The sequence below is a fragment of the Pseudomonas sp. p50(2008) genome (genome assembly GCF_015351605.1).
Classification (GTDB): domain Bacteria; phylum Pseudomonadota; class Gammaproteobacteria; order Pseudomonadales; family Pseudomonadaceae; genus Aquipseudomonas.
On record NZ_JACMYF010000016.1, the window covers coordinates 1 to 11912 of the forward strand.

Consider the following 11912-nt stretch of genomic DNA (forward strand, 5'->3'; position numbering starts at 1 on the left):
CAGGCTGAAGCCTTGGGCATGACTGATTTGAATGGTGGCGCGCTCTTCAACGCTGAGTTCGGTATAAGACATAGGGGCAGCACCGTACCGGAAAGGTCAGGTGTTGCACTCAGTTTTTGCCGCCGCCTGGGTTTAGCCCATTTCACAATTAGCGAATTGCAGAACTGCATGTTTAATCGAGCTAATCATATGAAGAAAAAGTGGAATAGCGAATTTGATGCTTTTCTAAAAGAGAACATCAATAAATTGAGCAAAGATAAAATAGCCATAACCCTCGGTGTTAAGCCAGATGCTATAGATAGAGCGAGGGTTCGCCTAGGTTTGCCCGCCTTCCCCAAATGGGCGAGCGAGGATGACCGCATCCTTGCCGAAAACGCAGAGATCAAAACTATCAGCGAACTCGCCAGCATGCTCCAACGTAGCAAGTCGCAAATAGACATAAGATTGGATTGGCTGGGCAAGACTGCCAAGGCAGTCTCCAGCGAGAAACAATCTTACTTATCTGAAAACCAGAAGGAAATCATTAAAAAAAATCGACTCCGCCTTAGTTTTAAGCAAATAAAAAAATTACTTGGAATATCAACTTCGCATTTGAAAGGAGCTTTAAATACCCTAAATATCGAGCTGAAGCATAAGTCACCTTTTTCAGTTGATGAAGTTAGTTACATAGCTCAAAATTATGCAAATCGTGGCGCACGGCACTGTGCTGAACACATAGGCCGGACAAAAAAGAGCGTCGAAGCTAAAGCACTATCGCTTAAAATCAAGATGGGAAATAAAAAAATCTGGACTATAGAGGACGATCGTTTTCTCGTCGAGAACATTCAGATGCTTGGCTGTGAACAGGTAGCTTTAGAACTCGGAAGAACGCTAGCAGCTGTTAAATTTCGCCGAGCTTTTTTGAAACCAACAAGAGAAAGGCGAGTATTTAGTAAGGCAGAAATAGATTTTATCATCGACAACTACTCTAGTTTTGGATGTGTCTGGATATCAAATGAGCTGAATACCTCCGTTGATAAAGTCGTTGGAAAGGCTAACCGCTTGGGGCTTAAGCCAGTCTCTCGAATCCTCCTAAGTATGGATATCGAGTTTATAAGGGATAACTATCAAAAGTACGGAGCCACATGGGTGGCAGAGCGAATCTCCTGCACTATCCAAAATGTCCTTGAGATAGCCAATGAATTTGAATTGACTTTCAAAAGAACTAGATGGACCAAGGATGAAGATAAATTCCTTCTTGACAATTACCAAAATCTTACGCTCAGAGAGATCTCAGAGAAACTTAATAGGCCTTACAAATCGACCGTGACAAGACGCACCAGGTTATTTAAAAAAACAACTTATAATCCTTAAAAAGCAACTTCATTTGTTAATGTCTACTGCTCCTCTGGTGACGGCCAGTTTCACTAACTGGATAACTTGCTTCGATTCAGACCCCAGCCTTTACTATTTACCGATTGCTCAGACCAGTCCGAACAGAGTAATCAGACCTTTGGGGGGCATACACGCCCCTCCCCTTCACTAGGCCCAGACACTCAAGCTCTCACAGCCTGCCTCCTCTCCTTCCTGAAGGGTTCATTCTGCTCGATAGCAACTGTGGGCTATGATGTGGGACGTAATATTTGGGTTCCCTGTAATCCCTTATATCCTGTGGCCTGTAGCCATTTTGTATGGGGATACCTTATCCTCCTACATTCCGGCGAGATCTGGCGCGATTGCAGTATCAGCGCCTGCGAACAAACGAGCCGCGAGGAATCCGTAGTGAAAAACCATGATTCGAATGAGCACGCTCAAAACGAGCCAATTTCTGGTGAGATTTACCACGTCACGCCAACTCGTAATCTGGAGTCCATCTTCCGTGAAGGCTTACGGCCGCAGATTGGCCCTCGCTCCGAACTACTCGGCGAAGCCAAGGAAATGGTCTATTTTTTTGGGTCGATGCTGGCAGTAGAAGACGCACTCAGTAACTGGCTTGGTGAAATGCTTGATGACGAGCCTGGAGCGATTTCCGTTCTCGCCGTTGATCGCTCCGGTTTACACCTCGTTTCAGATGCGGGGTACGAGCTTGCTTGCCTTCGCCTTGTCCCACCGGAGAACATTTCTCTCGCTTTTCAGGATCACGAGCCGGCGGTTGATAAAAATGGCCCGGTGACCGAGGGCACCTCATGAGCAAACTGACCCCTAAGTTCGTTAAGGACATCGACCAGCCCGGCTCCTACCAGGACGGCCGAGGGTTGATTCTTCGTGTATCAGCTACTCTGCGGAAAAGTTGGGTCTTTCGCTATATGCTGGCGAAGCAACGGCACGATCTAGCCCTGGGGACATTCCCTGCTTTGAGCCTCAGAGACGCACGGCTGGAGGCTGACAAGTACCGGCTCGACATCGCCCGTGGCGTCGACCCAGCCGCTGAGCGTGCGAAGGCCAAAGCCGCCAAAGCCTCACGAACTACAACGAGCCACACGTTTCGGTCTTCGGCGGAAAGGTACATACGCACGCATTCGTCGAGTTGGTCTAAGAAGCATCACCAGCAATGGCAGAATTCACTCACGAAGCATGTCTACCCTGTCATAGGCGGATTTCGGATAGTCGAGGTCGACACGGACGATATCCTGGATGTGCTGACACCGATCTGGAGCAAGATCCCCGTCACGGCTAACCGCGTCCGGAATCGCATAGAGCTCGTGCTCGATGCAGCGAAGGCACTGAAGCTTCGACAAGGTGAAAACCCCGCACGGTGGCGTGGCCATCTCGACAAGCTCTTGCCCAAGCAATCACATACGGTAGTCCCCTTCCCGTCTCCGACACCTTTACGCACTGCTGAGCTGTTGGCCAGGCTCGATTCCCTGGATGGGGCAGCAGCTCGTGCTGTTGAATTCGCAATTCTGACTGCGACCCGTAACCAAGAGGTGGGCGGGGCCCAGTGGCCGGAAATAGATTGGGAAGAGAGAATCTGGTACATCCCAGCAGAACGCATGAAAGCGGGCAAGGCTCACCGGGTACCCCTTACAGAGCAAATGCTCGAGGTGCTACGGCAGCAGGTCGGAAAGCATGACAAGTGGATATTTCTCAACTCCTGGCGAACAGGCCCCATTCCCGGCAATGCCATGGCCAGGGTGCTCGACCAGCTCCAGGTCGATGGCGTCGTACCGCATGGGTTCAGATCTACTTTTCGGACGTGGGCCGCGGAAAAAACCGATCACCAGCGAGAGGTTTGCGAAATGGCTCTCGCGCATACCCTCACCAGTAAGGTTGAAGCAGCATATAACCGAGGTGACTTGCTGGATAAGCGTCGCGCCCTGATGAAGGATTGGGGGGACTTTCTTGTCGCCAACGCTCCTCAGGTGCAAGGTGAGGTATCGGATCTGGTTTCGGAGCTTGCCCCTGATGCTGGATCAGATCAGGCCAAGGTTCTGCCGGCCGCTTGACCACCGAGGTGAGGGCGCTCTGCCAGAAGCGCCCGAGTAACAACCAATTTTGCCTGAACTGTGCCCTCTCCCTCGCAGTTCCTATATTTCATAGGCGAGATCAGGATGGAAGTTTCTGCTCCACCACCATAGCTGCGGCGTTGTACTTCCTGCCCATCCTGAATGTGTCCCCCATAGTCGTGATAGTACGACCACGAAGATCGGTCGCTTTCTTGTCCTCAGCCAGGAAGCGCATCGCATCGGCAATCCGGTGCGCGAGCTTGCCAATTTCTTGGTTGTACCGATCGGCATCTCGACCGACACCCAGGGCCACATCCAGGGTTTCGCCATGCAACAGAGCGTCGGCAACCCACTCACCAACCTCTTTGGCTGTCTCGTGATCGTTTTTGCGGTCTACCACTTTACCGAGCAGGTAGAAGAGGAAATCGTCGTCACGGTTCGCCGACCACCCGTTAATGAAGCGGCACTCCATCTGGAACACATCGAACAACGAGTAGAGAGAGCCGTCCGAAAGCATGGACAGCTCAGGGTAATACGATCGCAGCTCCGCGAACTCTTCCTGCGCGTACTCAGGCACTTCATCGGACGGATCGTTCAGCGCGTCCAGGCGCAGGTCTACCGCCTGGGCCCACACTTCGGCAGACCGGGCTTGAGCGTGCTTAGCGGCACTGGCGATGTTGGCACGCCACCCAGCTTCCAACTCCTTCACGCGATTGAACATCACCTCCGAGACTGGCTCAAAGCCGGCCTCGAACCCCACGTTAGCCAATGCGGTGTAAACCCAGCTTTCTGGCGTCGGCCCTTCTTGAATTGCTGGTCGCGCTGGCAGCAACGTCAGATCCAGGGGATCGAGCAGCGTCATCGCCTGCCCGCGATAGGTGAAATCACCGTCCCCAGGGTGAATGCCGCCCAGCAGGATGTTGGCGAACGCGGTTTTCACGTCGCTTTCGTCCCGGAACGCGCCCGGCAGTCGGGCGTTGAACGGCCGATGCCGGATCAAGAAGGTAGACCCCTGCGTATCAAGTGGACCTATGTCCTTGGAAGGGACTTTCTCCGTCTCATAGGCAACCGGCACAACGCCCCAGGCCTCAACTGCATCTTTGGCGGAAACGGTTGCCTCTACGATCAGGCTGCGGGCCAGATCAGCAAGCGGTAAATCCGGCTGATCCAGCTCGCGCTCTTTCACCAGGTGTACCAGCTTGTCGAAGACAAACACCTTCCCGTCATTGACCAGGTAGGTTGCATTAGGGACGCCAGACACCTTTCGCAACTCTTCCTTCAGCGTGTCATTCAGTCCCCCCAAAAAGTTGCTGTACTCGTCCACGAACAGCATCCGCGGTGGCTCAGTTTTGACGTGTTTGTCGTCAGACATGACTCAATTCCTTTCCAGTGCCTCAATGGGCATAAACGGTGACCAGTTACCCGCCGAGCAACAATTCATTCGCTGGCTTGGCCGAAAGAGGTGCCTCGAATATTGTTGGCCTCGTCGCAGATCCGGGCAACCTCCAGCATCGCTTTCAGCGCTCGCTCCTCCGTTTCCTTCGTGGCGAATGCAATCATGAACCCATGCAGCAGGCCGGCGAGCATTGCCCCACTGTCCGCAACGTTACGGTTCCCTGCCACGGCGGAAAATTGCTCCAGAAGAGGAGCAGGTGCCTTCAGAAGAAACTCCTGACCGAGGGATCTTCCGATACTTGCCGCATGGACACACTGGCGAGCCAAGGCTTCTTCAGGCGACATCGGTGTACCGTCATAATGCTCGAATGACGCCTTTACATGGTTGCGACCGTGCATGCCGGCGGCGATGCTTTCAGCTCCCTGACGGATCTTCTCAACTGCAATACTGGCTATGCTGAAGTCCGTTTGCGCTTCATCCATAACCGCGGCCAACAGGCGTTCATCGACGTTTTCAGTGCTATCCATTTGATCCTCCGTTGATAGTTATTTACCTCCATTTCAAGTTCGCATTCAATTGAAAAAACCCAAGCTCCCGGTGGCCAAACCGAACTCACAAAAAAGGCCGGGTTCACCGGCCTTTTATTTTAGAAGATCCGCGGAAGCGCAAACTCACTGGGTTCGCCATGTCTCGACTACATCAGCGCCATGCTCTTGCTTCCACTCCTTGAGCGTCTTGTGGTTGCCGCCCTTGGTCTCAACGAGCTCACCCGTGTTGGGGTTGCGGTAGATCTTGACTGCTCGTTGCGCACGAGGTTTGCCAGGCTGATGGGTAATTTGCTTTCGATAGTCCGGGTCAAGAATCGCGATGATGTCGCGCAGGCTCTTGCCATACTCAGACATCAAGGCCCGTAGCTTTTTCTCGAACTCCATCTCTTTCAAAAGGGCTTCATTTCCGCTCAACTTCTCCAGTCGGTCCTGAAGCTCCTTGATGGCTTCCTCTGTGGCTCGGTACTCGGTGATGAGGGACATCTTGTCTCCTTGGTTTGGGTTTCATGGCCCTGAGCCGTGACGGTGCGCGCCAGGCTTGCTAGGGCTGCTGGTTAGATCATGCCTGCCGATGCAAGGAATGCATAGCCCGCAAGGAATCCGGCGGAAGGCCAGAATGCGTAAAATTGAATGTCGACGAACAGTTTCTTGTTCATGGCGTCCAGGAGGGCTAAGCCTCCTCCTCCAAACGGTTGATTTCGGCAATTACGCCCTGCATGTTTTCGATCGCAATTTCGGCGGCTTCCCGGGCCTTGCCGAACAGTGATTCCTTACCTTCAAGCAGGGAGTCGAGGCGGTTGTTCTCGCGCCGGAGCTGCTTCGCAATGGAATCAAAGTCTTCACCCTCGGGAGGTTTCTTGCCCTGGAGCTTGAGTTCCATGGCTTCGGACTGCTTTAACATTAGATCGCGAACGACAGTACGCTGAGTCGCACTTTGCTCGTCGAAGCCATTGATGCTTTCGAAAACCTTCACGGCTGCTTTCACACTGGACAAGGCTTTGGTGCCAACTTCGGACTTCCCTGCCTTGGTTTGAGTGGCTGCCTGTTGAGTATTCACGCCAGGTGCAACATTGCTGCTCGAGGGAGCGCTGCTACCACCAGCCTGGCCGCCGCCGGCCTCGGCCGTGTTTTCTTCGGTACAACCCTCAGTCATCTGATGAGAAATACTCGCCGTACCCTCCTGGGCCTTGTTCGTAGCATCTGCATCATCAGCGGAAGGGATGGACGCAGAGCCACCCTCGCCACCGAAGAGGTTCGGGCCAAAATCCATTACGGTGTCGTCCTGAGTTGTTTGCATGCGGGGTACTCCTTTTCTGTTCGGGCTTTAACCTATGAAATCACCCTTCCAGAAAATCCCAACACTCATGTCTCCTCAGCATATCGGGCCTGCATTTTTGCCTTCACCCGATTTTCTAGCCTCTTGGCTACGTCCACAACGAATGCAAGGAACTGAAGATCCAGGCCCTCTTCAACCTCATTCATGATGTCGTCGGCAACGCCCTCAGCTTCCTGGCCAAATTGCATTCCAGCATCAGCCATTTCGAACAGGAGCTGAGCCGCTGGCTTTCTCTCATAGGTATAGAAAACGTCCGATTCTTGCTCAATCGCGGCTATTTGGTTTGCCGGTGCATCAGGGGCTGATGCGCCATCTTCATTTTCATCATCGTCAAGCGGTACTGGCGGAGGCAGGAGACCGTTTTTATCTGAGAGCGGAAGTGGCTTATTAGGCATCGCAGGTTTCGACCTACCCTCCTCCCTCATGTCCTTCGCGGCCTTACGAATTGCCTTAGGCCCGCGGCTACACAGTTCTTGCTGTGCTTTTTTTTCCAGCTTAGCCACCTGCTCCGCTGCGGATACGCTTACGTCGCCGGCCTTGACAGCATCCAGCAGCTCCGGGGTGCCGTCTCGGACAACCTTGCACGCAGAAGACACAGAGCGCGGACTGATACCCAGTACTTTGGCTGCCTCCTCAATAGCCATTTTTGCGGCTTCCAGCTCCTGCCCGGCGGCCTTTTCCAGGTCAACAGTGATAGCGCTACTCCCGCGCAGTGAGGACAGCTCGGCAGCGATCAAAGCCCGTTGTGCAACGGTGAGCTGCCGGCGATAGAGGTTAAGCGAGAGGACATAACCTAGGGCATCATCTCCTGTGTATTCCTCTGTTCGGGGTTCGATCAGCAGATCTTTGCAAACGCGGTACCGGTTGCGCCCATCAAGGATCTTTCCTTCATAGAGAACGATCGAGGCACGCTGTCCGTTGACATCAATATCTTCAAGCAGGGCTTCGTAGTCATCTCCGATGATTAGCGGAAATAGCTGAGCGTAATCGTGAAACTCAAGATCATAGCTTTGCATAAGCAGCTTCTCGTTCCTGTTTTATCCAAGAACGATACGTCGAAGACGCGCACAAGTGACGCTTTTTCAGGTCGTTTTTACGTCTGAATTCGCGATCATTGTTGCTACCCTAGGCTCAATCTTCATTCAAAAAAAACCCTGCCGTATAAGCAGGGGTTGGTGTTCTAGAGAAGCCCAGACAATAAAAAAATCTAAATTAAATCTTCTCTTGAAGTTGGCTTATTAGTTCTTCGAGTGCTGCTTGATCCGGTTTTGTGTCAACGAATCTAAGCGACTTGTCTGAAAGGACTTCCATGACACCCCATTTCAATTCATGCAAATCCTGGCCCGGCTCTGGTGGCGTTTCCCAGTAGGGAAAGCTTCTGACTACATGGGGCGGCATCTTTGTGATCATAGCTGAATCTCGGTATTTTCTGTCAAGGCAAAGGCTGCATGCTAATCAGTGTATAGATATACAGTTCCGCATCACTACACAAAAACGGCGTCAAAAGGTCGTCATTTTTCAGCTCGTAAACGGGTCGCAGAACGGCAAAAACCTATAAAAAGTTGTTTCATAGCACAGCATAAGCTAGGGCCATGTCTACAGCAAACACTAGGCCATCACAGACCATTTAAGGCGTAATTAGTTTCATTAATTGATGCTTTGAGTTTTCTGCCCGGCGTAAGCTCGATCCTTTACACACAAGGACGGCGAACAGGCTGGTGAAAGCATAGATTACTACGAGGATCTATGTAGATCATTTCCCGACCGGAGCCTGGGATGCTCCGGGACAGCCTCCTTTGAGCTTCCCTGCTAGGCCTGCGGCCTCCTGGCCTACTCTCTGCTCGCACTAGAGCAACAGAGTAACGAATGAGCTGGAGGGTCAATTGCGATTCGTGCAAAAGGATGCGCTTGTGCGATTCCTTGAGGTCAACTTCACTCGCCCAGATCTCGGAGCAAGGCACCGACGCTGGTTCACCCGCACTCACTCACTGACACCTTTGGCCCAAGCCAACCTTGCCTGCGCACCTCGTCCATAGCCGCTTCCAACTCAGGGATCGAGGATATGTCGCAAGAAACCGTCGGTTTTTTTCCTTTGCGGTCTGTAGGCAACTGCAATATCACCTGTTCAGGATCGCTCAGTGACACCTGGAACTTTACGCTCGGAAGCCCGCTGAAGGTGATGCTCGCCTTCGTTTGGTTCACCTCAGCTGAGGCCTGTCGCACCTCACCTTCGTGCTCATACGCCAGCGAGATACGGTGTTTGGTTGAATTGCTCATAGATAATCCCTGGAGCTTGGTCCACGCAAATTTGCGTAACGCTTAATGCTTTGTTCTGAGCCCGCGCTTCACCGCGGATGAACCGATCTTCGCTGCTCAACATGTGAATCCGAGCGGGGGCTGAACACTTCAGCCAGTGCTCTGAAATTACCGAAAACAGCTCAATCCGGCTCAGGCCGTGCAGGTGCTCAGGCTCAATCTTTGACAGCTGTGCGAGAGCGGCGAATCGTGTCTGCGGTTGCACCACTCTGTGTTCTGGTTGCGCGACTGCGGTTGCCATATGTCCTTATCTCGTAGTCTAAAAAACCATATTCTGTCATGGCACATCGCCTTCGTGTGCACGTTTTCTAACCTGTTTCGCGTCTGAAATATTTAGTTACAAAGCAAATGTGAATCATTCGCTCTCGATCAAAGAACGGTCAATTGTCTTTAAAAAGGCCTCGAACTGCTCCGCAATCAGTTTCGCGTCGACACTTTTCTCACAACGAAGCTCGACTTTTTTTCCTTCTACGCGAACCCGGCCAATACCACTGATCTCAGTATCGGTGAATTTGCTGGACGAGTTTTTCTGGGTCCGTGAAGCAATTTCCTTGGCTAGCCAACGCAGGGCGTGTTCTTGTGTCCATCGCTCATCACGCATAGCCGTCACGGCTCGCAGAAGTAGTTCGGGCTCTTTGCTGCTGAATTCAATAAAATCCTTTGCCCGCTTCCCACCGATGAGTCCTGGATTCGTGTCCAGAATGGCTTTCACTTCATTAGGTAGGTCCATCAGCAATAGGCATCTACTCACTATCGAGTGATTGACTCCTAACCGGCGGCCCAGCGCCCTGACAGATGGCTCACCTCCAGAATCCAAAATTTTTGCGTAAGATTTACCTCGCTCGTACTCCGTGAGCGCTTCTTGGCCTTCGTTGTCCGTCAGCGCAAGGATCTGCGCCAAAGCGTCGTCCATTTCACGGACGTATGACGTAATGGTCTCCCGCCCCAGCAATTTGTGAGCACGCCATCTGCGCTCACCGCCGACCAGCTCATAAATGCCATCACCTATCGGCCTGACAGTGACGGGCTTGGCCAATCCAACAGAAGCGATCGAATTTGCAAGGTCTTCGATAGCTGCCTCGCTGAATGCCAGCCGTGGCTGGAATGGCGATACCCGTATATTGCTGGTGCTGATCTCAGCTATGACACCGTTCGCGGCTCCCGTTTCAAGAACCTTGCCGGAGACTTTAGCCTGGCTATTCTCGCCCTCGATGCCTGCTACCGCTTGCTCAGCAACAGGCTCATTGACCTGTTGCTGAGCAAGCATTTCCCTAACCGAAACTCTTAAATTGGGTTCAGGCAATTCCGCCGGCGTCCTTTTGACGCCAGACATCCAGGTAGGCGCATCTTTTGGCCTTCCTGGAAAATCCTCTGACTTAGCCATAATTTCTCCGTCAATTAACCGCTGTAACGTGGAGCGCATCTAATCTTTGGGCCTGCTGAAGATCTCAAGTGGTGCTCGGAGCACCAGTTAAGCTCAGCAGACTGATGGTGCTCCGAGCACCAGTGAAGCTCAAAACCCAGGTGGTGCTCCGAGCACCAGTGAAGTTCAAAACCAGGTGGTGCTCCGAGCACCAGTGAAGCTCAAAATCCAAGTGGTGCTCCGAGCACCAGTCACTGAGAAGCAAACTCCCGGACTTTTTGGAGTGCTTCGCTAAAAACTGAGCGCATGGAGTCAATAGTTTTGCTGGTAGCGCCCTTCCATACGATCAGAGGAATGCCTTGATCCAGCGCTTTACCATAGTCTTCTGAGTAATAGAGCTTTTCTTCAGCAACCCGACCAGGGAAGAGATCGTTCAGAACAACAAGGTTATTCAAGATGCGTTTACGGTTCCTGATGAACATGGTCGGGATTGCTAGAACAACAGGGGAGCGACGGTATGCCTTGGCAAATCGAACCATCCATTCGTTCAGCCGCATAAGGGCGCGGAAAGAGAATTTATCCATCCGAACAGGGCAGATAACAAAGTCGCTAGCGACGATGGAGTTTTTTGTGAGTCGAGAAGCGGTAGGGGCATTGTCGAAAAGGATCACGTCATAGGCTGACGTATCAATACCGGGAATCTCTCCAGTCCTGGCTCGCTCTAGCCAGTCTGCATACCAGAAATCCATATTGTTCTCTGCGTCTAAAGCAACAACAAGATCCTCGAGGTACGCATCAGCTGGGATGAGGTGGGGGCCGTTCTCGCCGAATGGCTTTTTGATGACTTGCTCAAAAGACAATGGCTCGAATTGTCGACCTCTCAGCTCTGGGCTCAGAAGGTTCCCTAGGTTGCCCTCAACATAGCGCTCTGGAGGAATTCCCATCGATTCAAGGTCAGACCTTGCCAAATCTGGGTCATACCCCAGCTCACTCGACGAGTCGCCCTGGGGATCATTATCAATGATAAGAATCCGGAGCCCTTGCATCTGGAGGTAGATTGCCAGGTTGACCGTTACGGTCGTTTTTCCCGTGCCGCCCTTGGGAACGAAGGTTGATATCACAACCTGCCGTGGTAGCCCCTTTGCTTGACCTTTCGCTCTACGGATCGCTGCGATATCGAAAATATCACTCAGGGTATAAGCCCGAGTTGGGACAGTGCCGCGAGCAATGCGGCGAATTTCCAGCCCGTTTTCATCCTCAATGTCCTGAAGACGACGGGTAGTCAATCCAAAACAATCGGCTGCAAATTTGGGGGGGTAGAGGAGGGTGGAGAAATCCGTGAAATAGACGGATTCCTCTTCAAACTGCTCGCTTGGCTGCTGCATGACGATCCCTGCATTGTTGAATACAGGTGAATCATAATACGTTAAGTCGCTTTTTCAAGAAAAATCATGGTACAGGCTGGGTTTTTGCCTGTAAAACCGAACTGGAAACGGCTTTTTCCATCTCACAGTTCGGCTTGGCTTTG

Annotated in this window: 11 protein-coding genes; 3 read left to right on the top strand and 8 right to left on the bottom strand. The window is 52.1% G+C overall.

Annotated elements, in window-relative coordinates; genetic code table 11:
* The 3 genes from H7698_RS29955 to H7698_RS29965 all read left to right on the top strand — a co-directional run.
* Positions 1–1353 (top strand): hypothetical protein (locus H7698_RS29955; protein ID WP_208525902.1); only part of this gene is annotated, 1353 nt, incomplete at its 5' end.
* Between the two features lie 408 nt (positions 1354–1761).
* On the top strand, positions 1762–2169 hold the full coding sequence (locus H7698_RS29960) for a hypothetical protein (RefSeq protein ID WP_016974339.1): 408 nt from the start codon (positions 1762–1764) through the stop codon (positions 2167–2169).
* Complete coding sequence (locus tag H7698_RS29965; RefSeq protein WP_016974338.1) at positions 2166–3425, top strand: tyrosine-type recombinase/integrase; 1260 nt, start codon at positions 2166–2168, stop codon at positions 3423–3425. The genes H7698_RS29960 and H7698_RS29965 overlap by 4 nt, the downstream gene beginning before the upstream one ends.
* A 100-nt stretch (positions 3426–3525) precedes the next feature.
* On the opposite strand, the gene H7698_RS29970 is transcribed toward H7698_RS29965, so the two are convergent.
* The 8 genes from H7698_RS29970 to H7698_RS30005 form a co-directional block, all read right to left on the bottom strand.
* Positions 3526–4797 (bottom strand): hypothetical protein, encoded by a 1272-nt coding sequence (locus tag H7698_RS29970; RefSeq protein ID WP_016974337.1) that lies wholly within the window; start codon positions 4795–4797, stop codon positions 3526–3528.
* Positions 4798–4862: 65 nt separating this feature from the next.
* Complete coding sequence (locus tag H7698_RS29975) at positions 4863–5348, bottom strand: hypothetical protein (protein ID WP_016974336.1); 486 nt, start codon at positions 5346–5348, stop codon at positions 4863–4865.
* 144 nt (positions 5349–5492) lie between these two features.
* Positions 5493–5852 carry a histone-like nucleoid-structuring protein, MvaT/MvaU family gene (locus H7698_RS29980; RefSeq protein ID WP_016974335.1) on the bottom strand — a complete coding sequence of 120 codons (360 nt, stop codon included), beginning with the start codon at positions 5850–5852 and terminating at the stop codon, positions 5493–5495.
* Positions 5853–6039: 187 nt separating this feature from the next.
* Positions 6040–6666 (bottom strand): hypothetical protein, encoded by a 627-nt coding sequence (locus H7698_RS29985; RefSeq protein ID WP_016502327.1) that lies wholly within the window; start codon positions 6664–6666, stop codon positions 6040–6042.
* 65 nt (positions 6667–6731) lie between these two features.
* Positions 6732–7721: a hypothetical protein gene (locus H7698_RS29990; RefSeq protein WP_016974333.1), complete on the bottom strand. Its 990-nt coding sequence runs from the start codon at positions 7719–7721 to the stop codon at positions 6732–6734.
* Positions 7722–8676: 955 nt separating this feature from the next.
* On the bottom strand, positions 8677–8982 hold the full coding sequence (locus H7698_RS29995; protein ID WP_011077920.1) for a hypothetical protein: 306 nt from the start codon (positions 8980–8982) through the stop codon (positions 8677–8679).
* Positions 8983–9376: 394 nt separating this feature from the next.
* Complete coding sequence (locus tag H7698_RS30000) at positions 9377–10405, bottom strand: ParB/RepB/Spo0J family partition protein (RefSeq protein WP_020372618.1); 1029 nt, start codon at positions 10403–10405, stop codon at positions 9377–9379.
* 230 nt (positions 10406–10635) lie between these two features.
* On the bottom strand, positions 10636–11769 hold the full coding sequence (locus H7698_RS30005) for a ParA family protein (protein WP_016974331.1): 1134 nt from the start codon (positions 11767–11769) through the stop codon (positions 10636–10638).
* Positions 11770–11912: the final 143 nt, after the last annotated feature.

Coding starts and splice junctions, on each gene's coding strand:
- H7698_RS29970 (WP_016974337.1), bottom strand. CDS start 4,797: ATGTCTGACGACAAACACGTCAAAACTGAGCCACCGCGGATGCTGTTC.
- H7698_RS30005 (WP_016974331.1), bottom strand. CDS start 11,769: ATGCAGCAGCCAAGCGAGCAGTTTGAAGAGGAATCCGTCTATTTCACG.
- H7698_RS29980 (WP_016974335.1), bottom strand. CDS start 5,852: ATGTCCCTCATCACCGAGTACCGAGCCACAGAGGAAGCCATCAAGGAG.
- H7698_RS29990 (WP_016974333.1), bottom strand. CDS start 7,721: ATGCAAAGCTATGATCTTGAGTTTCACGATTACGCTCAGCTATTTCCG.
- H7698_RS29965 (WP_016974338.1), top strand. CDS start 2,166: ATGAGCAAACTGACCCCTAAGTTCGTTAAGGACATCGACCAGCCCGGC.
- H7698_RS29985 (WP_016502327.1), bottom strand. CDS start 6,666: ATGCAAACAACTCAGGACGACACCGTAATGGATTTTGGCCCGAACCTC.
- H7698_RS29995 (WP_011077920.1), bottom strand. CDS start 8,982: ATGAGCAATTCAACCAAACACCGTATCTCGCTGGCGTATGAGCACGAA.
- H7698_RS30000 (WP_020372618.1), bottom strand. CDS start 10,405: ATGGCTAAGTCAGAGGATTTTCCAGGAAGGCCAAAAGATGCGCCTACC.
- H7698_RS29975 (WP_016974336.1), bottom strand. CDS start 5,348: ATGGATAGCACTGAAAACGTCGATGAACGCCTGTTGGCCGCGGTTATG.